The organism is Pedobacter rhodius, from assembly GCF_027213645.1.
In the GTDB taxonomy this organism is placed as follows: Bacteria; Bacteroidota; Bacteroidia; order Sphingobacteriales; family Sphingobacteriaceae; genus Pedobacter; species Pedobacter rhodius.
This window is the reverse complement of record NZ_JAPWGL010000003.1, coordinates 173,370-198,177: the sequence shown is the minus strand read 5'-3', so window position 1 is coordinate 198,177 and position 24,808 is coordinate 173,370. Positions and strand designations below refer to the sequence as shown.

The following is a 24,808-nucleotide window of genomic DNA, read 5'->3' as shown; positions in this document are numbered from 1 at the left end:
TTGAATCCTGTTTTTCTAGGCGTAATTGGCGCGATTTTTATTTTTTCCGTCGTTATTGTAAAGCTTTTTCTCTATGGCCATCATAAAAGGCAGCTCAGTATTTTACTTTCAATTTCTGTAACCGGGATTATATGGTATGCGTTGATTTACCTGCTTACAAACTCTGGTGAGATCAGAAATTACCCATCGTTATTTAATAAGGGGCTTCCACTTTATTACCTGATAGCACCTTGTTTATTTCTTTACATCCGGGGTTCTTTAAACGAATCATTTTCTGAGTTGAGGCGAAAAGATTTCCTGCATTTAATTCTAATTATACCTGCAATATTAGATGTACTGCCCTACAATTTGTTAAGTAATGCTGAGCAGCAAATTATTGTAGATCGGATTGCAACAGATTTAAATTTTGCATTCAGCAGAAGCAGGTATATTGTAAATCCATTACATTGGCTTGCCTTTCCGGCATCAGCATGTGTATACACCTGCCTTCAGGTTAACTTGATACATAAGGCCTCAAAAACCAGAAGCATTAACCATAAAAATGTTATATGGCTTTATTTTTTTACCGCAATTTGCGGCCTGATATTTTTCGGAATCCTGGCCATTGATTTTTCCGTGCTTAATAACGTACATAAAGCCTGGTTTATGCTTAATGAAAGCAACCTGGTTTTTTTATTGTGCTTTTGTTTATTAACGCTGAGTTTTCTCTTCTTTTTAAATCCTGAATTTATTTATGGATTAAATAAAACCGGGTTGATTAGAGTAATAAAGGAACCGCAAATTGGCGAAAAAATTATACCTAATCTAAAATCGGAAAAAACGGATTTTAAAGCACGTAAGGTGGATGACAACCTGATAGGCCTCTTAGAAAATTTCATTAACGATAAGCAAATTTTCAGGCAGGCAGGTCTTACACTTAGTGAGTTTGCATCTTTAATTAATGTTCCAAACCACAAATTGACAGAAGTCTTTAACCAACATTATAAAGTTAACTTTAACAGCTATATCAATAACCTCCGAATTGAGTATGTTAAGGAAAGGCTGGATAGCGGAGACTGGAAACAATTTACTTTAGAGGCAATTGCAAAAGAGGCAGGTTTCTCTTCAAGAAATACTTTTTTTCTGGCCTTCAAAAAAGCCACAGGTTCCACACCATCTGTTTACATTGCCAATTTAAAACGTAAATAGCAGTTTGCTGTACTGATTTTGAAAATCAATACATAATTGAAACGGTCTTTATTAAAAAAGACATAATCTTTCGGGATTTTTGAAAGCTAAATCGGGAATGCAAATGTATCCGATGCAGAACGACCAAACAATCTATTTTAGCCATGTCAAATTCACCATTAAAACCTGTAATGTTATTCAGGCTTTCACCTGAAAAAATCTCGGAGTTAGGCAGATTTATTCATTCTGATTCTAATTCTTTAACTGTATTTACGCCAGTTCAGAAAATTTCAAGCGGGGCAGTGTTTGAAGAGAAATCAAGTCTGGAAATTCTTTTTGAACAATTTGAGAAGGCTTGTTAATAATCTTTGCTTAATTCAATAAATCTATTTAAATTGTTGCGCACAATCCAATTAAAACAAAAATGGAACCTGCAGTTGCAGATCCCATTTGAGGGTTTATAATCAGAATATTTGGTATTCCCTATAATCAAAACATTTCCCTCACCATCGCGGCGAGTTGATTATTTAACCGAACTGCGCAGGTAAATATTTCCATAATTCGAACTGATGTCGTAATCTGGGCCTTTACCAGGCATAGCTGTTATTGACGTAAAAAAGTTTTGTTCCTTTTGTGCTGTTGGCTTTAAGTTAAGGTTACTGTAAATCTTCCCGAAATGATTGGTTAACGTAATTTTACCAATTTTATCCTCCGTTAAGCTGGCATCGATACCGCCATATTTCGCATCAACTTTTATTGGCCCGTCAAAATTACGGAGTTCTACTATACCGTAAACCGAGGCCAAATCGGTTGTTACATTTGCAGGTACCTTAATATCCAGCGTTACTTCTATATCTTTTTGCTGGTAATAGGAGATATTGTTTGTGCCAGTTTTTTCTTTTCTGTAATTATCCATATCAGCCTTCGTTGTAAAGCGGGTCTTAATGCCATTCTCTACGAGGAAATAGGTTTTAGGAATATTATCCATGTCAAGTTTATTGCTTATCGAAACTTTTCCATTTCCGGAATATTCAACCAGGCTAAAAGCATCATTATTTTCACCCTGGTTAATCTTAACTGATGCTTCGATTGAAATTTCATTCTTATCCCAGGTGCTTACACGGATAACGTTAGGGTAATCGAACCGCAGCTCAATCATTTGGCCTTTGGCAACCGGGTACGACTTCGTTATTTTCGTTTGAGAAAAGGCAATGCATGGCAGTAAGGCCATAAATAGCCGGAGCAATAATATTTTCATAATTAAGATTTTTAAAAGGTGAGCCTGCCCCGAAAAAGAAGAAATTACGTTCGGGAAGTTTAATATTTGCGACAAGACTTTATTTTTCTCTTAAATAAACATTTTTATAGTTCGATTTTAATATCACATCTGCACCCCCACCATTTAATTTGCCTTTAAGTGTTTCCCGGTCTCTTGAACTATACGAATTTAAACCAATAACACTGCCCTGACTATTTATGGAATAGCCGGTTGTTTTTGTTAGTCCCTGAACTGAATTTATTGTACCTGCTGACTCTGTTTTTTCATTTGTGCTTTTTTCTACCGCGATTTTAAATCCTTCGCCTGCATATAAGTTACCATAACTTGTACCAAGTTCAACATTTGCTTTTGTCGTGGCAGGCATAGATACATCTACATAGCCATAAACCGAAACTATAGAAACCGGACCTTTTATCTCGCCGTTGAAAATTGCATCAACCGAACCATAAAGCGTTTTAACATTCATCGGACCGGTGTTATTCTCCAGTTTTATTTTGGTATAACTTACCGATATTTCAATCTCGTTTTTTAAATTTTTCAAGATTAATTCGTCCTGGTTAACATTGGTATTATTGAATGCGATTTTAATGTTTTGAGGTACTTTAATGGTTACAATTCCCGTAAGAACGCCTTTTCGAACCGGATTTACATTAATTTCATCACCTTTTTCTGATACATCGATACCCATTCCCGTATTATCTGCAAAACCAGATCCGCTGATTACGCGAAGACCCTTTGCCCTTTCATCTACCACATCATTTTCAGATTTTGCCATGCTGAAAATAATTTCATTGCCGCTGTAGCCTTCTACAATTGCACCGCCAATGTTTAAGTTTAACTTACCTGAGCTTTTAGCCAGCTTATATTCTTTTTGTGCTGAAGCCGATATCGTGATAGCCACGAGTGTGAAAAGTACTGCCAGTTGTTTTTTCATTTGTTTGCTTTTTAAATTCATTTATTATTATAGTTTGTCGTCTTTCAGTAATATACTATAGGCTTCGTCTTTAACGGCACCGAAGGTATTGGGGTCGTAGGCAAGGGCATAAAGCTTATCGTTTATATTTAAGTTTTTCATTTTGCCCAATAAGCTCACCAGGCCAAGCTGTACCAACGGGTCGTTTTGTATACTCAGCGAATGGATAAGTAGTGCTGCAACATGTGCATCGTAACTGTATTTTTCGAGTACACTTAATGCCGCCAGCCTCACATTACTGTTTTCATCATGATTTAATGTTTTAGCTAATCTATCCAGTACATCGTTACTTATCTGCCCTGATTTTTCAATATCCAATATGGCCGCAAGCCTGATGCTCGAAGAACTGCTGTCACTAAGCTTTGCATATGAATCAGGCTGCGGATCGCTTTCTAAGTGCTTTTTTAAATTTGGTTTCTTGTACACTTCAGCTACTATTGGCCTGGCTTCCGGTGTAACCAGACTTGCTATTTTAATTTCTTCATGTTTAACAGCGGGTTTAATTTTTACAGGCTTTTTATGTATGCTATTCGCCAATTTATCAGTATCAGAAGACTTATTATATTCTTTCAACATCAAAAAGGTTGTGCCTAACACAATTAAAACCGATGCGGCCACCAGCCATTTGGTATGCAGGAGAATCCTTTTAGTTTTCTTTCCCTGAGCCGGATTTAATCTTTCTTTAAATGCTTCAAGGTTAAAAGGAGGCGCTTCAAGTTCGTCGAATGCTGCCCTGTTCTGCTCCACAAATTCTTTTATCGGATCATTCATAATAAGACCTGTCTTTTAAATTTTCTATTATTTTTTTCTTTGCACGGTGGTATTGCGTCCTTACTGTGATACGTGATATACCAAGCATTGCTGCAATTTCCTCCTGATTCATTTTTTCAAATAAATACAGGTTTAATATCGTCCGGTAACCATCGGGTAAATCATTAATACTTCGTTTCACATCTTCAACTCTGCATTCAAAGATTTCATGCTCCTCTGCATCGTAATCTTCTTCGGCAGCGATTTCCATGTCTGTTAAGTCGGTGAAAGCAATTTTTCTCTTCCGTAAATGGTTAATTGCTTTGTTAACGGCCATTCTTCTTACCCATGCTTCAAAACTAACCAGGCCTTTTAATTTTTCAGGCTCGCTAAATACAGTAAAAAAAGTTTCCTGAAGGATGTCTTCAGCTTCACCGCTATGAACGATGAGGCGGCTTACAGAATTATATATGCGCCTTGCATACCTGTTGTAAAGACCAGTATAGCCTGAATCTTTACCTTGGAGGCACATTACAATCAGTTCCTGATCAGTTATCTGTTCTTTCTGCTGCAATATTGTTTCGTTAAATTAGCTTCGTAAATAGGTTTCTATCTGCAAGTCGCAAGATGATATGTAATGTTGCATCATATTAAGAATTATTTTAAAATAGTTTCTGAAGATACCATTAAGAAAGAACTCTTTTAAAGCAAACGTCGTTCTCAAAAAAGCTGATTAATTGATTACTTTTGCGGCTATGATTTCATTTTTTGAAGCTTCACTTAAGCAACTTTCAATTCACCATACGGGTAATAAACTGGTTGAAGAATATTATAAATTATCTGATGCGCCATTAAAAATTGATGATGAATTACTTGGCAATTTATTGATGCAATTCTTTCTGAAACCTTTTGAGAAAGTTAATGAAGTTTATCGTTTTTATCATCCTAGCGATAACCTGCAACTGAATGAAGTATATCATTTTGCCACAGAAATTTTTGAAAACAACGCACTTTTTCATGAAGATTCTCAGCAATTGGCGAAGCACTTATATGATGTTGCGAATCACCCAAAAATTAAATCGGGTGAACTATATGTAGCTTATTTTGAGCAGGTGCAGATTGAAGGTGAACAATTGGATGTTATTGGCATATTCAAATCAGAAACTAAAGATACTTACCTGAAAGTTTATCCAGAGCAGGATGGTTTTGGAATGAGTTATGAGCAGGAAGCCATCAGCATTAACAAATTGGATAAAGGTTGCTTAATATTTAATGTTGATAAAGAAGAGGGTTACAAGGTTGTGGTTTTGGATCAGGCAAAAAGCAGCAATGATAGTGCTGTTTACTGGAAAGACGAATTTTTAAAATTGAAAGTCCGCAATGATAGTTACAACCAAACCAATAATGTTTTAGGCGTTTATAAGAATTTTGTAACCCAAAAACTCGATGATGATTATGAGATAAGCAAAGCAGATAAAATTGATTTGCTGAACCGATCGATGAAATACTTTAAAGAAAAGGAAACTTTCGATATTGAAGAATTTGGTAATGAAGTAATCGGCAATGCTGAAGGAATTGAGTCGTTCAAAAATTATAAGAAAAACTACGAGCAGGAATATGAATCGCCCATCCCCGATTCATTTGAAATCGCTGAATCTGCAGTAAAAAAGCAGGCCCGTGCATATAAAAGTGTATTAAAACTCGATAAAAACTTTCACATCTACATTCATGGAAATAAAGATATGATAGAGAAAGGCTACGATGACGATAAATCGATGAATTATTATAAGGTTTATTTCAGAGAGGAAGAGTAGTTCAGTTAACGGTTTCAGTGCTCAATTGACAATTATATCCCCGCGAAATGTCATTAACTTAAGCAAAAAAAACACAAAAATACTGTCATCCTGAGCCTGTCGAAGGACATATATTTTTTATTTTTTTTCCATTAAATGGTCTTCGACAAACTCAGACTGACAACATTAATGCTTAAGTTGATGACTTTGCCCCCCGGTTTGTGTCCTCACAAACCGGAACTTTACAATCTCTTGGTTTTTGTTTAACTATTGCTCTGTGAGTACACAGACCATAGAGTTAGCTAACAACTGCCAACTGAAAACTGCCAATTGAACTAAATTCGCTGTTGTGCTTTCAGCGCCAGGTAACGATTAATAACATTTATAGTTAACTTTTGTGGCGGCGTTAAAATTGAAAGTATCCCATGCTTATTTAACTCGAGCGCCATTAGCTTTTTCTCATAGATGAATTTTTCGGCAATCGTTTTGTGATATATGCCTTCAACATCCTTTGCAGGTTCACTGCTTAAGCTTTTTAGTTCTGTGTTTTCAAAAAATACGACCAGTAAAAGATGGTATTTAGCTATCCGCTTCAGGTATGGCATTTGCCTTTGCAGGGCAGATAAACTTTCGAAGTTGGTGAAAAATACGATCAGGCTTCTTTGTTTAATTACAGAACGGATGGTGGAATATAAAGACTCCATATTACTTTCCAGGTATCGGGTTTTTTCCTTGTGTAAAACCTGCATAATGTGTCCGAGCTGAGCGGCTTTTCGCTCTGCAGGAACAACAGTTCCAATGGTTTCTGATAAGGTTATCAAGCCTGCTTTATCCTGTTTAAGCATGGCTACTTTTGATAAGGCAACACTTGCATTAATGGCATAATCCAGCAAACTCAACCCTTCGAACGGCATCCGCATCACACGCGATTTATCTATAATGCAATATACATTCTGCGAGCGTTCATCGGTATATGTGTTTACCATTAAGCCACCTTTTCTGGCCGTTGCTTTCCAGTTTATGGTACGGATATCATCGCCGCCAACGTAATTTTTAATCTGATCGAATTCAGAACTTTGACCAACTTTTCTTATTTTTTTTATGCCAAATTCAGTTAAATGATTCGACGCGGCCATCAGTTCGTATAAACCTAAATTGATAAACGATGGATAAACAGGCAGAATTCTGGAACCATCAAAGTTATATCGCCTGTTTACTAAACCGATTGACGATCCGGTATAAATTCGAATAAATCCAAAATCATATTCACCTCGTTTGGTGGGCCGTAAATTGTAGTGAATGGATTTTATATCTCCTGGCCTTATATTCAATCTGAAATCCTTATCACGAAGCTGAAATTGAAAAGGCACTTCATCAATAACACGCAGATTAACACTAAATCCATAACGATTTTTAATTTCTATCTGAATCGGGTTTTCATCTCCATTGCTTAATCTTTTTGAAGTTAAACGATGTGCCTCAATACCAGCTTTGTTTCGATAAAGAATTACGATATCTAAAATCAGTAATGCGAATACCACTCCGGTTGCCATTTCTGGGATTTCACCCAACCAATTCAAAAAGAATTTCAAAATGAAAAGCAATACACAAAAAGCCAATGCTATGAATAAGCGATCGGTTAAAAATAAGTTGATGTAATATTGCTGAACTATTTTTTTCAAGTGATTTTGTGGTTAACTGTTCAAATTGTTTAACTGTTTCAATACTGTGAACTGAAAACTGCCAACTGGGATTGTTTACCTCGGTATTTCCATTCGTTTAATAATCTGATTTACGATATCAGTGGTGGTTAAACCTTCCATTTCCTTTTCCGGTGATAACAGAATACGATGCGCCAGCACCGGAACGGCTACTGTAATAATATCATCAGGAGTAACAAAATCGCGGTTTTGGATGGCGGCTAAAGCTTTGGCACTATGTACTATAGCCAACGACGCTCTTGGAGAAGCGCCCAGGTAAAGCGAAGGATTATTGCGGGTTTCGTTTACAATCTTTGCGATAAATTCAAGCAATTTCGGCTCGACAAAGAGGTTGCGGATTATACTTCTTGCCGACTGAATTTGCTGTACAGATAAAACCGGTTGCACCTCATTTAAAAGTGTTTTGTTAACCAGGGAATGCTGAGCCATTAAAATTTCGGTTTCTTCTTCCAGTGAAGGATATTTAACCTCGATCTTAAATAAAAATCTATCTAATTGCGCCTCCGGCAGGCGATAAGTGCCTTCTTGTTCAATCGGATTTTGAGTAGCTAATACCATAAAAGGTTCGTCCATTATGTAAGTTGTGCCATCAATGGTAACCTGGCGTTCTTCCATAACTTCAAATAAGGCCGATTGTGTTTTTGCCGGCGCACGGTTAATCTCGTCAACTAAAATAATATTGCCGAAAATCGGGCCTTTTCTAAATTCGAAATCACCTGTCTTTGTATTGAAAATCGGCGTTCCCAGTACGTCAGAAGGCATTAAATCCGGCGTAAATTGCACTCGTGAAAAGGCTGCGTTAATAGATTTTGCCAAAAGTTTTGCACTTAATGTTTTAGCAACGCCCGGCACACCTTCTATAAGAATATGTCCATCGGCAAGCAAGCCCACAATTAAAAAGTCGATGACCTGTTTTTGTCCGATAATTATATTGCCCAATACGCTGCGGATTTGAGCTACAGCCTCGTTTAATGCGCTTAAATCTGTACGCTGGTTAAATTGTTCCTGTTCTTGCTCCATTAGGTTTAGTGTTTTTGTAAAATTGTTCAATAATATTGTTGAGACCGATTAAGTCGGCATCGCTGAAATCGTTTAAGGCAGGTATCTGAATAAAATACCTGGTTAAAGTTTTGGCTAATGTTTCGTTAATCCCGGTTTTTAATTGTAATGTTTCTGCGAAATCAATTTGTATATCGTTTGTTTTAAGGTAATACTTGCTTCGCAAATGTTCCAGTAAATAATTTATCGTCTTTTGAGCAATATCCAAATTATTACGTTTGTGGTAATATATACTTCCAACAACATGTGCAAATTCAACTGATGTATTGGTGTACGGATCGGCAATGGGTATAATTCTTTGTCTGCGTTTTATATCGAAAAAAACGAAAAGTAATAAGCTGAAAATGCACAGGTAATACGCGTATTTTAATTCCGGATGTTTAAAGAAAACCCTTAATAAATCGGTTTCTCCTGTTTTAGGAATTGTAAAATACTCATCATAAATTAACGTTTTTGTATCTTGAAAATAGCTCAGGGTTTTCGCCGCATACTCCGCGCCGTATTTATCTAGCAGATTAAAATTGCTGTAAAACCCTGGTCCTGCAATTAAATAAAGGGAGCCTTTCCCATAATTATATTTTATGTAGTTGGGCTTGCTGTTCGCATCAATACCTAAAACGATTGCTTTGGCGGTATCCATTTTGCTGAAATACTGATTGCCAATACCTTTCTCAAAACCATAGTTAACAACGGTCTTTAATTTTGGATTGGTAAAATTTAAGGAACTCCCATTTTGCGAAAATGAAGTTGAAATGTTGAGCTTCAATGCCTTTTCTGCAAAATCTCCCAAATCATAGCTGGCTATGAAAACATCGTTTCCGGCGGTGATGTATTTTTTTAACTGTTCTAAATCAGCTTTTTCAATTTTTATTTGCGGGGCAATAATAACATAAGTGCTGTTGCTATAGCCTTTATCCTTTATTGTATTATATATTGCTGAATTTGATGTCCTAATCGTCGCTTTTGGCAGAATATCTTTTATTCGATTGTAAAAAATAAAGGTTCCATAAGGTATTTTATCTTTTTTGGCATAGGTTGGCGACCAGTCTGTCGGGGTTGGTTTATTATATTGGGCAATCAGATAAATCAATATTAAAATGATGCCGATTGCAAAATAAATTTTATAGCCTTTAATCATTTAATCTTCGAATTAAAATGATTAAAGGATTGGTTTATTGGCTCAAATTTTTGAGCATCGACAGGGAAATCGCCATACCAGATGTAATCAAACTGATGTGTTAGCGAACCAAAGGCCTGCTTGATTTCGGATTCAGAGATTTCAGTAAAGTAATTATAATTGGTTTTTTCAGGTTGCCATTGGATGATTCCGGCATCGCTTAATTTTTTTAGCGTTTTTAGATATAACAAACGTACCGCGAGACGATATTTTCCTTGTTCAATTAATTTCCTGAGTTCGGTATCATAGTCAATTTCATGAATGTTCTCATTTAAAATATCGTAAGGTAATATCGTTTCCTTTGATTTTCTGGCAAAGATATTTTCTGATCCGATTATTTTAATAATGATATAAAGCAGAATTGCAACACCAATGCCGATAAAGAAATATTTGGAAATCGGATTTGAGGCTGCACCCGTAAAAAGCTTACTGACCATACGCCAGAACCACATCCAGAATCTATCCCAGAGGGATAAATCTCTTCGAAGTGAATCGTCGTATTGAAATTCTTTTTGTTCAGCATAAGCTTGCAGCGCTTCTTTATTGAATTTTGCCGGTGTTATCTGGCTGGTGTCGGATTTTACGATCTGCTTTACCTGCGGCTTTAAATTTTGAGCATAGCTATATCCGGATGCAAAAAGCAGGCAAAATAGTATCAGAAATTTAAAGGTAATCTTCTGCATCCTAATAGTCTTCCGGTCTGGTATCAATTGGTTTTTCAGTAGTGCCGAAATTTGAAATACGCTCCATTAAACCTGTACTTTCTTTTTCTTCAACAAGATTGAAATACGATAATGTTATGGTGACCACGGGAATGATTGTAAATACCTGGCAAAGGTATTGTAACACCGTACTGAACATGGTAAAAACTAAAGACATTTGCGGCTTTGTAGAGGAAAATAAACCTATCATGCTGAACAATGTTGTTGGCAAAACAATGAACGACATACACGCATAAACGATTATCCATATAATAATTAAAGTGCCGAAGGTTAACCAGAAATTATCTTTAATCAGTTTAAAACTTCTGCTAAAGGAATAACTAAATGTGCCATTCTCTATAATCATAATTGGAAATACTAAGGAAACAAAAGGTAAAAGCCAAAGTCCGGGGATTAAACAAAAAACAAGGCCAATACCTACCATTAATGATACTAACAATGAACTTCCTAAAACCTTCAAAAAATAGTGTTTAAAATAGCCCCAAACTTCATCGGTTGTGGGCGTTTGATTCCCTTTTTTTACGTAAATTCCGATATAGGATAGTGTTGCAACCGTTGTACTGGCATATCCGGCAATAGAGAATAATATAGAAAGAAAATATTCAAGTCCAAATTGAGCACCAAAACCAAAAGTGCTGCTCGCTGTTTCGGGAGTAACATTATTAATCATATTTACCGTTTTGTACTGTTGTAAAAGCATAGACAGCATTCCGCCCAGTACGAATAGACCACAAAAAATGAAATAATTTTTTACCAGCGGCTTAAAATGCTGGCGGATAAATGTAAAGCTGTCGTTTATAATCTGACCGAAATCCCTTCTTTTTTTAAACTCTATTTTTGAAGACATATTAAAAGCGTGTTTTTCTGTTAATTTTAATCGGGTAGATAAATACATACCATATAATAAATGCAGCTGAAGCGAGTAAAATAAATCCGCTTAATAACACTGGCATTTCGGTATGTCGGGTAATAAAACTTTCTAAAAAAGCGGCAACAATAAAAATAGGCACAAGGCCTAAAACAATTTTTAATCCGTCTTTTGCCCCTTTTAAAATGGAAGCCTTTCTGGTGTAGGTTTTTGGAAATAACATACTGTTGCCCAAAACCAATCCGGCAGCACCAGCTAAAACAAGTGCCGAGATTTCCAGTGTACCGTGTATCCAAATTACTAAAACAGATTTCATACCCAAGCCTTTGCTAAAGAAGAAATATTGAAAAGAACCCAGCATTATGCCATTTCTGAAAAGCGATACAATGGAACCAAATGAAAAAATTATACCCATAACAAAGGTTAAAAGGGATACATAAATATTGTTTATGCCAATTTGCATAAACATTAAGAAAGGATTTTCTTGTTTATAAACGCCGAATGGGTCGCCTTTTGAAATGTTGTCGTTGGTCATGTTCACATAACCATCACCTAAAATTAAACGAATAAATGTATCGTCATATTTCGCAGAAAGTGTACCGATTGCGCAGGAAATTAAAAAGAATGCGAGTGCATAAATGATCTGCTTTTTATGTTCAAAAAAGAGCATTGGTAATTCAGTTTCCCAGAAATGAATAAACCTGTTCGACTTTTCTTTCTTGTTCTTATATACTGAACGATGCAGTTTTGAAGCCAACCCATTAAGGTAAGCCGTTGTTTTTGAGTTCGGATAAAAGGTTTTTGCATAAGCCAAATCGTTTGTAATTTCGGTAAAACGATCAGCAAGTTCATCAGGATTCGCCAGTTGCATTTCATCAAAGCGTTTCCACTTTTCAGTATTCTGTTTTACAAATAGGGCTTCTCTCATTGATTGCACAAATCTTTGGTTAAAATAGTTTAATTTTTTATGGATACAAAAAATAGCATTCAAAATATAGAAATTTAAATCAGGCTTAGGGAATAATTTTTTTAAGTGGCTGATAACTTCTTTATGACTAAAAAAAATTATGTTTGAAATATGGAAACCATCAGAATTAGCACAGCTCAAAATGTTGATATCGATTATGAAGTTGCAGGCTTAGGCGAACGAATCGCTGCAAGATTAATTGATTTGGCGGGATTTCTAATCCTGTATATTATCGCTGCAATCTTGATGATCGTTGCCTCGATTAGTCGTTCTGAAACTTTAATCGTAGTTCTTCTGATCATATTTTTAGTCATTTTTATGTTTTACGATCTGGCTTGCGAAATATTTATGGATGGACAGACTTTCGGAAAAAAAATTATGAAAATAAAGGTAATTAGTCTTGATGGCGGACAACCTACCTTTGGGCAATATTTAATGCGATGGATTTTCAGGATTATAGATTTCGGGTTTTTTCTTGGCTGGGGAGTGGTTGCGCTGATTTGTGTGGCTGTATCTAAAAACCATCAGCGGGTTGGTGATATGCTCGCGAAAACAATTCTTATTAAAACCGTTCCGAGAACTAAGATTGATAATGTAGCATTTGCTTTTACCTTACCTGATGATTATGAACCTGTATTTAAAGAAGTCTTGCATTTAAGCGACCGTGAAGCAGAATTAATATATGAGGTGCTAACAGGGTTTTATCAAACCGGAAATGCACAGTTAATTTATGCAATGGCAGATAAAACAAAAAAACATATTGGAGCAGCTACCCCTGAAGGTATGAATGAATTACAGTTTTTAGAAACAGTAATGAAAGATTACAGACATTTAACAGCTAATATGCATGTTTAGTTAGGCTGCAAGATACGTAAATGGATAAGCAGGAATATTTCTTATTATCCAAAAAACAATAACTATTATCAGGATGATTTTAGGTACAACAGGGTTATACCAAAAATTAAGAATCACATCCTTTTTGCTCAAATGAGCATATATTCGAAAGAATAAATGGATAAGAAGTAAAGGAATACTCATTACCAGTAATAAATTATAATCGAGAGCCGCCATTATCTGTCCGTTTAAAATTGCATGAATTGCTCTCTGCGAGCCGCAACCAGGACAATCAAGATCTAGAAATTTGTGAAACGGACATTCCGGAAAAAAGAAGTACATCTCAGGATTGAAATTATAGTAAACAACACCTAATGTTATCACTATAACAAAGCCCAAGATGTACTTTGTATTCATTATCTGTAATTGCCCATCATTGCGCCACCCATGCCTAAAACGACAAAGAAAATAACATAAATAACCATAACTCCAATTCCACAAAAGAAGCCTATTTTGGTCCATTTACCAGCTGCAGCAGATGCGGCCTGAGCACCTAAATAGTCTCCGGATGCATATTTCGAGTTTACATTTGCGGCATTAACGATTCCGGCAATGCCAAAAGGTAAACAGCAGAACAGGGTTACAAGAATTGATTCCACCAGCCAGTTCTTCGGTATAGGCGTCGGGTTGTTTCCAAATGGCGACTGGCCAAATGGTTGTTGACCAAATGGTGCTTGACCTTGAGGTTGTTCTTCCATAGTAATTTAATTTTAATTTAAGATTAGATAGTTAAACTAAAATTATAACTTTTTGTTTAAAAAAGAAATAAACTGGAAATCAAATTATCTTACAACATCCATAATTTTGGGGCCCAGCGCATTAACCCAGTCGGCATACATTTTTCCACTCGGATGCAGGCCATCACTTGCTATTAATGAAACATCGTTTGCCGCAACTCTGGAATTTGGTGTAATGTTCGTAAAACTTACCCCTGCTGCTGTTGTAATTTGTTCAGCTGCGGTATTGTAAGCATCAATTTCCGAAGCAATAACCTGAGGTGATTTGGAATAATTTTTTGCAAACGGCGTTACACCCCAATCCGGGATAGAAATTACAAAAACCCTTGCTTTTCTTCCGCCGGAAAAACCAATTGCGGTTTGTAATAATTCTGAAAATTCTTTTTTATAGGTCTCTATCGGGTAGCCTCTGTATTGATTGTTCACACCAATCAGCAAGGTTACAAAATCAAACTTTTGGGTAATTTTTGCCTGTGTAATTGCATTCTGAAGTTCGTCTGTTGTCCATCCGGTTACCGCAATAATTTTCGGGTCTTCTACATTACGCCCATTCTTTTTCATTAAAGCCTGCAATTGATAGGGAAAAGATTCTGCCTGTGTAACCGACTGGCCGATGGTATAAGAATCGCCTAAGGCTAAATAAGTGAAATTACCAGATGTATTTGTCGTAATAAATGGATTAACAGTATTATCAGTAACAGGCATGCTATTTTCTTTAGTGCAGCCCGAAGATAACAAAGAAAATAAAATGATGACCGGCAAAAGTTTCATAGCTCAATTTACGCAAAAATATTATGCTCAGATTTTAAACCAATTTCATTCTGAACAAGGTAGCAATATGGTTTTTAAGCTTTTCTTTCACTTTATTAATATCCGGTTGATAACCCAATTCATTTTCTAAAGAAGTTACGGCCTTATCATCAATGCCGCAGGGCACAATGTTTTTAAAATAATCTAAATCTACATTTACATTAAAGGCAAAACCATGCATGGTTACCCAACGGCTGCAACGAACGCCCATGGCACAGATTTTTCTTGCTTTTTCATTATCTGCATCCAGCCATACGCCTGTATAACCCGGGTAACGACCGGATGCTATTCCATAATCTTTTAAGGTAAGCATTACAGCTTCTTCCAAAGTACGTAGGTAAAGATGAATATCCGTGAAAAAGTTATCCAAATCTAAAATCGGGTAGCCTACAATTTGTCCCGGACCATGGTAAGTGATGTCGCCACCTCTGTTTATTTTATAATACGTGGCCTGTTTAGCCTTAAGGCCTTGTTCATCCAGTAGTAAATTTTCGGGATGCCCGCTTTTTCCAAGTGTATAAACATGCGGATGCTCATTAAAAATAAGGTAATTTGGTGTAGGTAGCTGCGTTCCGTTAATTCTGTTTTCCGTTTTAATGGCAACAGTTTTATTTAGTAAATCTTCCTGCTTATCCCAGGCCTCCTGATAATCAGTTAAACCCCAGTCAATAAATTGAGTAGGGATACCTGCTGAAGAAGACTTTTCCAATTCTTCGTTTATATTGTTTTGCATGGTAATATGCTTTATACTATTTTCAATCGGTTATTATATGGGATTAGCGGATTGGCGCTTTTACATAGCCCAACATATAACCATCCTTCGTTTTGAAATAATGCACAGTTAACTCCCGGGTACCTGACGGCAATTCTACAAGTGCATTTAAGTCGCCTTCATTTTTTAATTTAAAAGGTTTAATGTGAATATGCTGCTTAAATTCAAGGCCTTTTTTTCCATGCCATTTATATATGGCTTCCTTTGCACACCAGCAAACATATAATCCGTCCGTATTATCGCCAATTTGCTTTTGAGCAAGTTCAACATCATTTAAAAACTTATGTTTAATGCTCTTAATTTTATGTTTTATCAGCTCAATATCAACACCTACGGCATAATCCTTACTAATCATAACTGCTGCATAATCGTAAGAATGGCTTAACGAAATTTTATAATCGAAATTGGTCAGGTATGGTTTCCCATCTTCGTCAAACTGGCAGTCGATATATTCAGCAGTGTTGAGTAGGGTTCTTAATAAAAGTCGCGTGCTTAGCCAATGAAGCAGTCTTTTGCCATTGTTAAATGAGGTAATAATATCCCACTCATGCTGCCTGAGTTGTAAGCCGGCAAGGAGCTCAGCCTCCGTTTCTTCAATTTTCCAAATCGCCAGAACCGAACGCTCATCAATATTTTTATTATAAACTACGGGCATTTATAAAATTGAGATTAGCATGCAAAATTATCTTAAATAAATGATAATTTAGACCAAAAATACGCATAATAATGATATTATCAGATAAAAGGATTTTGGAGGAAATTGATAAGGGAACAATTATAATAGAACCTTTTGACGGGAGCTGCCTGGGTACAAATTCATACGACGTACACCTGGGGAAATACCTGGCAACATATAAAAACCGTGTATTGGATGCGAAGAAGCACAATGAGATAGAGCATTTTGAAATTCCTAAAGATGGATATATACTTCAGCCCGGCACCTTATATTTAGGGGTAACGTTAGAATACACGGAAACACACGGGCATGTTCCATTTCTGGAAGGTAAAAGCAGTACAGGCCGTTTAGGTATCGACATACACGCCACGGCAGGAAAAGGTGATGTAGGTTTTTGTAATACCTGGACATTGGAAATTTCGGTGGCACAACCTGTAAAAATTTATGCCGGTATGCCTATCGGTCAATTAATTTATTTTGTGGTGGAGGGTAATATCGAAACCATGTACAACACAAAAGGCAGTGCTAAATACAATAATAAAACAACAAAGCCGGTAGAAAGTATGATGTGGAAGAATACTTTCTAATATAAATAATTCATTTGATCTTCATTAAAATATGCCTCGGGTTTCGTACCTTGAGGCATATTTATTTACCAACACATTAATGAAAATCAAAATTTCGCTTGCGCTGAGCTTTCTGGCTGTGCTTGTAGGTTTCGCAGCTTTTAGGATTGATGACGATCCTTTTTCTCAGATTATTAAAAAACTCGATGAGTATACCACTAAATTTCAACAGGAGAAAGTATACCTGCATTTAGATAAGCCTTACTATGCTATCGGTGATGACATCTGGTTTAAGGCTTATGTTTTAAACAGCAAAACACAGGCACCTTCCAGCATCAGTAAAATACTTTATGTAGAATTAATTAATGAAAAAGACTCGCTAAAAAAATTGGTAAAATTACCATTAATGGGTGGTATAACCTGGGGCGATTTTAAACTTACGGATTCTTTAAGTGAAGGAAATTATCGGATCAGGGCATATACGAATTACATGCGAAACTTCGGCACCGACTTTTTTTTTGATAAGACAATAAAAATTGGCAACAGCTGGGCCAATAAGGTTTTCACTTTTACCGATTATAAATTCAGCAAAGAAAATAATGCAGAAAAAGTAACTGCAACCATTCATTTCGAAGATAAAAATGGCGTAGCTTATAAAGAAAATGAAGTTAGTTACGAGGCCCAATTAGATTTTAGAACGGTAGCAAAAGGAAAAACCAAAACAGATTTAAAGGGCGATGCCGTTATTAGCTTTACGAATAATCAGTCGTTTTTAAACAAAAAAGGAAAAATCGTTGCAACCATAACACTCGATAACAAACAAAAAATTGTAAAGTCAATTCCGGTTACTTCGACCAGTAATGATGTGGATGTTCAGTTCCTGCCTGAGGGTGGAACATTGGTAGAAGAATTGCCTCAAAAAATTGCGATTAAAGCCTTGAATGGTACTGGAAACGGGGAGAATATAGCAGGTAAAATTGTTGATGAGAGTGGTGCAGAAATTTTAGATATAGCAACCCCGTACCTGGGCATGGGCAATTTTACGTTGAACGCACAGCCAGGAAAAACCTATACAGCTAAAATTAAATTTAAGGACGGTTCTGTTAAGGATTTCAAACTTCCGCAGGCACAAAAAAGCGGATATGCCTTATCCGTTAATAATTTAGATACGGGCAAAGTTGTTATTAAAATTATGGCAAGTGCCAGCTTAACCAATAGCGATGAATTAAAAATTGTTGCACAACAGGGTGGTAACGTTTACTATGTATCGAAAGCCAAAGTTGATAAACAAGTATTAGTTGCAACAATTCCTAAAAATAAATTGCCATCCGGAATTGTACAGTTTACTTTGTTCTCTTCTACAAATCAACCTATAGCCGAACGGCTGATTTTTAATAAAAATAAAATCGATGTTATAGACGTAAAACTAAATTCTTCAGGCGCCTCAGGTTCGAAAAAGGGAAAATCGGGTTTTACCTTTGACGCATTAAATAACGACAAGCCTGTAATTGGCAGTTTCTCTGTTTCGGTAACAAATGCGACTAAAGTAATACCCGACGAAGATAATGAAAGCAATATTTTTGCTAACTTATGGTTAACATCCGATTTAGCAGGACATGTTGAAAAGCCTAATCATTATTTTCTTAACAACGATTTAAAAACCATCCGGGAACTTGATGACTTAATGTTAACCCAGGGTTGGAGAAGATTTTTATGGAAAAATGTTATTGGCGGTGCCGGACCGGTAATTACCTATAAAGCCGAACAATCTACATCAATTAGCGGCACAGTTACAAAAGGAGGGAAACCGGTGCCGAATGGTAAGGTAATGCTAATGTCTACCAAAGGTGGTTTTTTTGTAATGGATACGGTAACAAATGCTGAAGGGAAATTTAATTTCGATAACCTTGTATTTAATGACAGTACAAAATTTGTGGTTCAGGCAAGAACAAAAGCCGATAGAAAGTTTGTTGAAATTAATATAGATGCTGTTCCTTATCAGATTGTAACGAAAAATAAAAACAGTGCTGATATAGAGGTAAACGTTAACAATACGTTAATGAAATACATTAAAGAAAGTGATAATTATTTTAATGAAATGACCCGGCTCGGGCTTTTGGAAAGAACAATTAAGCTGGATGAGGTGGTTGTTACTGAAAAAAGGAACATTGCAAAAAATTCATCAAATCTGAATGGTGCCGGAAATGCTGATTTTGTGCTTACGGCAAAAGATTTATCTAATTGTGTTCAGCTTTCCCAATGTTTAAATGGCCGCCTGCCCTTTGTAATATTCAGGGGCGGGATACCTTACTCTACCCGAAGCCAGAATACGCCTATGAATGTTATCGTTGATGGTATGCAGGTTGAACCGGAATTTTTAGATAATTTAAATGCAAATGACATAGAAACGATAGAAGTTTTAAGATCAATTGGCAATACAGCAATATATGGAAGCCAGGGGGCAGGTGGCGTCTTAGTTATAACAACCAAACGCGGTGGAAGTGATGTTTCTTATAATAATTATGCTCCGGGTGTAGTGGTTATCAACCAAAAAGGTTTCTCTGCATCAAGAGAATTTTATTCGCCTAAATACGATTCACAAACAACAACGAGTAAAGCAGATTATAGAAGTACGATATATTGGAATCCGCAAGTTGTTGCAGGCGAGGATGGTAAAGCAAAATTTGATTTTTACAATGCTGATGAAGCCGGAACGTATCGAATCGTAATTGAAGGAATTGATGCCGAAGGGCATTTGGCAAGGAAAGTTTACACTTATGATGTTAAATAAGAAAAAATAAATAAATTTGAATTAGTATGCATGCATAATTATTATTTTTGTTTATCTCGATACTCGATACTCGATACTTGATACTCAATACTCATTACATGCTACTTTCATACTCAAATCTAGATACTATTTAACATGAATACGATTAAAGTAAGTGTAAAAGACCGCCTGGCAACAATAACCTTAAACAGGGGGAAATCAAACGCATTAAACCGCGAGTTGATTACCGAACTAGATGATATGTTAAAAAATATAACTGCTGATAATAATATTGGTGGTGTGGTTTTAACAGGTACAGCACCATTTTTTTCAGCAGGTTTAGATTTAGTAGAACTTTATAATTATAACGAAGAAGAAGTCAGGTCGTTCTGGCAGTTATTCTTAGCCTTTACAGCTAACCTGGTTTCGTTCAAAAAACCTGTAGTCGCGGCAATTAGCGGTCACAGCCCGGCGGGTGGTTGCGTGATGGCTTTAGCCTGCGATTATCGTGTAATGTCTGAAGGTCAATACATAATCGGACTAAATGAAGTTCCGGTTGGTATTATTGTGCCAAACAGTATATTTCAATTATATTCTTTTTGGATAGGCAAGGCTGAAGCAGCTCGCAGTTTACTTACAGGGAAATTATACAACCCGGAAGAAGCGCTGAAAGTTGGTTTGATTGATGAAATGGTCAAAGGCGAAAGTCTTTTAACTGCAGCAGAAAGAAAAATTAAAAAGTTTATGGAACTGGAAAGCAATACCTGGTCGCAGAGTAAACTGAATATTCGTCAGGAATTAATTGCTGCGGTGTCGGCAGATCAATCCGCTACCTTAGAAAAAATGCTCGAGCAATGGTGGTCGCCGGCCACAAGGCATATATTAAAAACCATTTTAGAAAACCTTCAGCGAAAATAATTCAATGCTCGGCCTGTCATCCCGAGCCTGTTAAAGGAATTGTATTTATTCCATGGTCTGTGTCCTCGCAGGCCACGGATTTGACTCCTACAATTAACCAATCCCAACAGCTAACCAACCTATAAACAACCAGATATTATGTTTGCATTCAATCAGCCCATGCTTAGAGACGGAGCCCTAGAGGGCAAAACCATTGTAATTACCGGCGGTGGAACCGGCTTAGGAAAAGCAATGGGAATTTACTTTTTAAAGCTGGGCGCTAACCTCGTTATCACCAGCCGTAAACAAGATGTTCTACAGAAAACTGCCGATGAAATGGAAGAAAAGACTGGAGGTAAGGTTTTGGCTGTTGCCTGCGATGTTCGGGAGATAGAACAGGTTGAAAACGTACTTGCAAAAACAATCGAAAGATTCGGCCAAGTTGATGTGCTTTTAAATAACGCTGCCGGGAACTTTATTTCCCCAACAGAACGTTTATCGGCAAATGCTTTTTCGTCCATTATCGATATTGTTTTAAAGGGTACGGTGAATTGTACACTTACCTTTGGTAAACACTGGATAAAAGAAAAACAAACGGCAACAGTTTTAAATATCGTAACCACCTATGCTTTTACAGGTTCGGCTTATGTGGTGCCTTCAGCCTGTGCTAAAGGAGGGGTTTTGGCTTTAACACGCTCTCTGGCCGTTGAGTGGGGTAAATATGGTATCCGTACAAATGCAATTGCGCCAGGACCATTTCCAACCAAAGGTGCCTGGGAAAGATTACTGCCGGGTGATTTAGCCAAGAAATTCGATTTTAAAAATCGTGTACCATTGAAAAGAGTTGGCGAACACCAGGAACTGGCGAATCTGGCTGCATTTTTAGTCAGTGATTTTTCCGGTTACATCAACGGAGAAGTTGTAACGATTGATGGTGGCGAGTGGTTGCAGGGCGCCGGGCAAATGAACGGTTTGGAAGCAATTCCTAATGAAATGTGGGATATGCTGGAACAGATGACAAGAAGCGCCAAGGGAAGCTAAAAGCAGAAAGATTAAAACTACTTGATACGCGCTACTTAATACTAGATACTCGCTACTTTACACTAAAATATTATCTTTGCCGATATGAATATCTTACTATTAGGTTCAGGTGGCAGAGAAAGCGCATTTGCCTGGAAAATAAGCCAGTCTTCACATTGTGATAAATTAATTATTGCACCCGGAAATGGTGGTACAGGTGCTTTTGGTACCAACATCAACATCAGTGTAAACGATTTCGATTCTATTAAGAAGATAGTGCTTACCGAAAACATCGAAATGGTAATCGTTGGGCCTGAAGAACCTTTGGTAAATGGTATTCACGATTTTTTCCTGGCGGATAAAGCCATTGCACATGTTCCGGTTATCGGGCCTAAAAAAGAAGGTGCGATTTTAGAAGGTAGTAAAGATTTTTCAAAGCAATTTATGGAACGTCATAGCATTCCGACTGCGGCTTCAAAATCTTTTACCCCACAAACTTTAGAAGATGGCTTAGCTTACTTAGAAACCCATGCTTTACCCGTCGTTTTAAAAGCAGATGGCTTAGCTGCCGGTAAAGGTGTTTTAATTTGTACGGAAACCGTAGAGGCACAGGAAGAATTAAAGTTAATGCTTGGTGGTAAGTTTGGTGCTGCGGGTGCAACGGTTGTTATCGAAGAATTTTTAAGCGGTATCGAGCTTTCGGTTTTCATTTTAACGGACGGCGAAAATTATATAACACTTCCATCCGCTAAAGATTATAAAAGAATTGGCCAGGGCGACACCGGTTTAAATACTGGTGGAATGGGTTCCATTTCTCCGGTACCATTTGCAACTCCCGAATTTTTAGAAAAAGTTGAAGAACGAATTATCAAACCTACTGTTGAAGGTTTAAAGAAAGATAATATCGATTACACAGGGTTTATCTTTTTCGGCTTGATAAAAGTTGGTGAAGAACCTTATGTCATTGAATACAATGCCCGCATGGGCGATCCGGAAACGGAAAGCGTAATCCCAAGAATTGAAAATGATTTAGTTGAATTATTTATGGCAACGGCCGCTAAGCAGTTAAACCAGGTAAACCTGGTAATTTCTGAACAAACAGCCGCAACCGTAATGATTGTTGCCGGGGGTTATCCGGGCGAATATTTAAAAGGCAAGGCAATTTCAGGTATCGAGAACCTTCGTCATTCAAATGCATTTCACGCCGGAACATTATTGGAAAACGATGTTATTAAAACCAATGGTGGTCGTGTTATCGCAATTACCAGTTTGCAAAAAGATATGTTTACCGCATTACAATGTGCAACAGCCGATGCCGGTCGAATTTATTTCGATGGTAAATATTTCAGGGAAGATATTGGCTTCGATTTAATTTAATTTCAAAAGGAAACCGCTTTGAAAAAAATACTTAAAAGAATTTCAGAAACTGCCATTAAACAAGGTGAATTTACTTTCACCGATGAACAAATAGAATCAAAGTGGTTGGGAAATGCGCCTGCTTCTGCCGCAGAAATAAAACAGCTGGAAGAGCGATTGCAAATCATCCTGCCGAAAGATTATAAAGATTTTCTTTTAATTACAAATGGATTCACTACACCGAACGAAAATATAGAACCATCATTTGAACCGATAGAAAATGTCGGGTTTTTAAAAGATATAGATCCTGAAATAATAGAAATCTGGATTAATAATGATGCGCTTTTGGATGTTGCCATTAAGCTGGCCCGAAGCATTTTGGTTGGCGGAATAAACCAGGAACAATACTTTCTGTTAATACCACCTTTATTGGAAAATGGCCAGTGGGAATATTGGAAATTTGCTTCGTGGATACCCGGTGAAGATCCTTATGAAGGCATGGAGCATTATTTTATTAATGCACTTGATTTCTTGAAATCAGCTTAAATAATTTAAAAAGATAAAGCCACGACAGTAAATCGTGGCTTTATCTTTTTATAAGGAAGTCATCGTAATGACGATAAATTTGACTTGCTATTTCGTTTTGCTACCCAAAAGCTCCTGAAGTTTAGTTTGTAAAGCTTCTTCTCTTAATCCTTTTGCAATAATTTTACCGGTCGGGTCAATTAAGAAATTAGCAGGTATCGAACGAATGCCATACATTACAGCAACTTCGTTATCCCAATATTTTAAGTCAGAAACGTGTGTCCAGGTTAATTTGTCATCAGCAATTGCTTTTAACCATGCATCTTTTTTACCCGGCTGATCTAAAGAAACGCCTAAAACTGTAAAGCCTTTGTCTTTAAATTTGTTATAAGCTACAACCACATTTGGATTTTCCTGGCGGCAAGGTCCGCACCATGAAGCCCAGAAATCGACCAATACATATTTACCTTTAAAATCAGATAATTTTACCGGTTTTCCATCAGGATCATTCTGCGTAAAATCCATTGCCATTACACCTACAGCAGTTTTTTTTGAGGCTTCTAAAGTTTTCGCTAAAGTTGTTCCGGTTTTTGTTGCTTTTAATTCAGGACTTAAAGTTGGAAAAACTGCTTCAACTTGTGGGAGTTGATCAGGGTCACTTGCTAACTGCGCCAACGACATCAAGCTCACATAAGATTTAGGATTGCTTTTTGCGAAAGCTAAATAAATAGGCGTAGTTTCATCAGCCGCTTTATCATATCGCTCCCTAATACCTGCCATTATAGTTTTATCTTCTTTCTGTGCAGCAGTTAGCTGAGCGAACTCAGCATTAACTGCGTTCATTTTATCCGTAGCAGGTTTTAAACTTGCCTTTAACTTTGTATTATCATTGTTTGAAGGTGTACCAGTAACCTTTATCGATTTAATTGAATCCACAGAACTTGCAACAATGTTTCCTGGTTCGACATATAAGCTTACGTAATCCATGTTGCGGGTATTAGTACCTTTTATGTACGGATTTATGTTTTTAAACAAATTACCCATAACCGGATCGGTTGCGGTGCCTTTAAATTCGAATTTACCGTTTGTTACTATTGCAGAATCTGTTTTGCGTTCGCTATTTACAGTATAAACAAAGTATATTTTGTCGCCTGTTTTTAATGCTTTTGCATCACCCTTTATGGTAAATGGCTTTTGCGCTAATGCTGCTAAAGGCAACAAGGCCATCGCAGATAAGAGTATTCTTTTCATGGTTCTAATTTAATCGTCTTTTTGCTAAAGGTAAATATTTGTAGTTTTCTAACGTAAC

Annotated in this window: 26 protein-coding genes; 10 read left to right on the top strand and 16 right to left on the bottom strand. The window is 36.8% G+C overall.

Going from position 1 to position 24,808, the window contains the following annotated elements; all coding sequences use genetic code 11:
• Nucleotides 1-1,188 carry a helix-turn-helix domain-containing protein gene (locus O0931_RS10925; protein ID WP_269415615.1) on the top strand — a complete coding sequence of 396 codons (1,188 nt, stop codon included), beginning with the start codon at nt 1-3 and terminating at the stop codon, nt 1,186-1,188.
• A 143-nt stretch (nt 1,189-1,331) separates the two neighbouring features.
• Nucleotides 1,332-1,529, top strand: a complete 198-nt coding sequence (locus O0931_RS10920; protein ID WP_269415614.1) for a hypothetical protein — start codon at nt 1,332-1,334, stop codon at nt 1,527-1,529.
• 161 nt (nt 1,530-1,690) lie between these two features.
• Here the strand turns inward: O0931_RS10920 and O0931_RS10915 are convergent, their stop codons facing one another.
• The 4 genes from O0931_RS10915 to O0931_RS10900 form a co-directional block, all read right to left on the bottom strand.
• Nucleotides 1,691-2,425: a DUF4097 family beta strand repeat-containing protein gene (locus O0931_RS10915; RefSeq protein ID WP_269415613.1), complete on the bottom strand. Its 735-nt coding sequence runs from the start codon at nt 2,423-2,425 to the stop codon at nt 1,691-1,693.
• Between the two features lie 79 nt (nt 2,426-2,504).
• Entirely contained in the window at nt 2,505-3,380 is an 876-nt protein-coding gene (locus tag O0931_RS10910; RefSeq protein ID WP_269415612.1) for a DUF4097 family beta strand repeat-containing protein, read from the bottom strand.
• Nucleotides 3,381-3,407: 27 nt separating this feature from the next.
• Nucleotides 3,408-4,190 carry a hypothetical protein gene (locus O0931_RS10905; protein WP_269415611.1) on the bottom strand — a complete coding sequence of 261 codons (783 nt, stop codon included), beginning with the start codon at nt 4,188-4,190 and terminating at the stop codon, nt 3,408-3,410.
• Complete coding sequence (locus O0931_RS10900) at nt 4,183-4,743, bottom strand: RNA polymerase sigma factor (RefSeq protein WP_269415610.1); 561 nt, start codon at nt 4,741-4,743, stop codon at nt 4,183-4,185. Before O0931_RS10900 ends, O0931_RS10905 begins: the two co-directional genes overlap by 8 nt.
• Nucleotides 4,744-4,924: 181 nt before the next feature.
• Between O0931_RS10900 and O0931_RS10895 the strand changes: the two genes are divergently transcribed.
• Nucleotides 4,925-5,983 carry a nucleoid-associated protein gene (locus O0931_RS10895; RefSeq protein ID WP_269415609.1) on the top strand — a complete coding sequence of 353 codons (1,059 nt, stop codon included), beginning with the start codon at nt 4,925-4,927 and terminating at the stop codon, nt 5,981-5,983.
• A 314-nt stretch (nt 5,984-6,297) separates the two neighbouring features.
• Here O0931_RS10895 and O0931_RS10890 read toward each other — a convergent pair whose 3' ends face one another.
• From O0931_RS10890 to O0931_RS10865, 6 genes are all read right to left on the bottom strand, one after another.
• Entirely contained in the window at nt 6,298-7,644 is a 1,347-nt protein-coding gene (locus O0931_RS10890; protein WP_269415608.1) for a DUF58 domain-containing protein, read from the bottom strand.
• Nucleotides 7,645-7,719: 75 nt separating this feature from the next.
• Complete coding sequence (locus O0931_RS10885) at nt 7,720-8,703, bottom strand: AAA family ATPase (protein WP_269415607.1); 984 nt, start codon at nt 8,701-8,703, stop codon at nt 7,720-7,722.
• Nucleotides 8,678-9,880 (bottom strand): DUF4350 domain-containing protein, encoded by a 1,203-nt coding sequence (locus O0931_RS10880; RefSeq protein ID WP_269415606.1) that lies wholly within the window; start codon nt 9,878-9,880, stop codon nt 8,678-8,680. The genes O0931_RS10885 and O0931_RS10880 overlap by 26 nt, the downstream gene beginning before the upstream one ends.
• Nucleotides 9,877-10,602, bottom strand: a complete 726-nt coding sequence (locus O0931_RS10875) for a DUF4129 domain-containing protein (RefSeq protein WP_269415605.1) — start codon at nt 10,600-10,602, stop codon at nt 9,877-9,879. The genes O0931_RS10880 and O0931_RS10875 overlap by 4 nt, the downstream gene beginning before the upstream one ends.
• Before the next feature lies 1 nt (nt 10,603).
• The gene (locus O0931_RS10870) at nt 10,604-11,488 is read right to left on the bottom strand and encodes a hypothetical protein (RefSeq protein ID WP_269415604.1); all 885 of its coding nucleotides are present in this window, start codon (nt 11,486-11,488) and stop codon (nt 10,604-10,606) included.
• A 1-nt stretch (nt 11,489) separates the two neighbouring features.
• Nucleotides 11,490-12,437, bottom strand: coding sequence for a stage II sporulation protein M (locus O0931_RS10865; RefSeq protein ID WP_269415603.1), 948 nt, complete (start codon nt 12,435-12,437; stop codon nt 11,490-11,492).
• 150 nt (nt 12,438-12,587) lie between these two features.
• Between O0931_RS10865 and O0931_RS10860 the strand changes: the two genes are divergently transcribed.
• Nucleotides 12,588-13,331 (top strand): RDD family protein, encoded by a 744-nt coding sequence (locus tag O0931_RS10860; protein ID WP_269415602.1) that lies wholly within the window; start codon nt 12,588-12,590, stop codon nt 13,329-13,331.
• Here O0931_RS10860 and O0931_RS20145 read toward each other — a convergent pair whose 3' ends face one another.
• The 5 genes from O0931_RS20145 to O0931_RS10840 all read right to left on the bottom strand — a co-directional run bounded on the left by O0931_RS20145 (nt 13,332) and on the right by O0931_RS10840 (nt 16,344).
• Nucleotides 13,332-13,652: a DUF2752 domain-containing protein gene (locus O0931_RS20145; protein WP_428982692.1), complete on the bottom strand. Its 321-nt coding sequence runs from the start codon at nt 13,650-13,652 to the stop codon at nt 13,332-13,334.
• Nucleotides 13,653-13,726: 74 nt separating this feature from the next.
• Nucleotides 13,727-14,068 carry a CD225/dispanin family protein gene (locus O0931_RS10855; protein WP_269415601.1) on the bottom strand — a complete coding sequence of 114 codons (342 nt, stop codon included), beginning with the start codon at nt 14,066-14,068 and terminating at the stop codon, nt 13,727-13,729.
• Nucleotides 14,069-14,152: 84 nt separating this feature from the next.
• Nucleotides 14,153-14,812, bottom strand: a complete 660-nt coding sequence (locus O0931_RS10850) for an SGNH/GDSL hydrolase family protein (protein ID WP_269415600.1) — start codon at nt 14,810-14,812, stop codon at nt 14,153-14,155.
• A gap of 100 nt (nt 14,813-14,912) precedes the next feature.
• On the bottom strand, nt 14,913-15,650 hold the full coding sequence (gene lipB / locus O0931_RS10845) for a lipoyl(octanoyl) transferase LipB (protein ID WP_269415599.1): 738 nt from the start codon (nt 15,648-15,650) through the stop codon (nt 14,913-14,915).
• Between the two features lie 43 nt (nt 15,651-15,693).
• Nucleotides 15,694-16,344 (bottom strand): 4'-phosphopantetheinyl transferase family protein, encoded by a 651-nt coding sequence (locus tag O0931_RS10840; protein WP_269415598.1) that lies wholly within the window; start codon nt 16,342-16,344, stop codon nt 15,694-15,696.
• 71 nt (nt 16,345-16,415) lie between these two features.
• Between O0931_RS10840 and dcd the strand changes: the two genes are divergently transcribed.
• From dcd to O0931_RS10810, 6 genes are all read left to right on the top strand, one after another.
• The gene (dcd, locus tag O0931_RS10835; protein ID WP_269415597.1) at nt 16,416-16,952 is read left to right on the top strand and encodes a dCTP deaminase; all 537 of its coding nucleotides are present in this window, start codon (nt 16,416-16,418) and stop codon (nt 16,950-16,952) included.
• A gap of 79 nt (nt 16,953-17,031) precedes the next feature.
• Nucleotides 17,032-19,722 carry a carboxypeptidase-like regulatory domain-containing protein gene (locus O0931_RS10830; protein WP_269415596.1) on the top strand — a complete coding sequence of 897 codons (2,691 nt, stop codon included), beginning with the start codon at nt 17,032-17,034 and terminating at the stop codon, nt 19,720-19,722.
• A gap of 135 nt (nt 19,723-19,857) precedes the next feature.
• Entirely contained in the window at nt 19,858-20,619 is a 762-nt protein-coding gene (locus O0931_RS10825) for an enoyl-CoA hydratase/isomerase family protein (protein ID WP_269415595.1), read from the top strand.
• Nucleotides 20,620-20,757: 138 nt separating this feature from the next.
• A complete protein-coding gene (locus O0931_RS10820; RefSeq protein WP_269415594.1) occupies nt 20,758-21,639 on the top strand; it encodes an SDR family oxidoreductase in 882 nt (293 codons plus the stop codon).
• Between the two features lie 84 nt (nt 21,640-21,723).
• Entirely contained in the window at nt 21,724-22,995 is a 1,272-nt protein-coding gene (gene purD / locus O0931_RS10815) for a phosphoribosylamine--glycine ligase (protein ID WP_269415593.1), read from the top strand.
• 18 nt (nt 22,996-23,013) lie between these two features.
• Nucleotides 23,014-23,520, top strand: a complete 507-nt coding sequence (locus tag O0931_RS10810; protein ID WP_269415592.1) for an SMI1/KNR4 family protein — start codon at nt 23,014-23,016, stop codon at nt 23,518-23,520.
• An 87-nt stretch (nt 23,521-23,607) separates the two neighbouring features.
• On the opposite strand, the gene O0931_RS10805 is transcribed toward O0931_RS10810, so the two are convergent.
• On the bottom strand, nt 23,608-24,750 hold the full coding sequence (locus tag O0931_RS10805; protein ID WP_269415591.1) for a TlpA disulfide reductase family protein: 1,143 nt from the start codon (nt 24,748-24,750) through the stop codon (nt 23,608-23,610).
• Between the last annotated feature and the right edge of the window lie 58 nt (nt 24,751-24,808).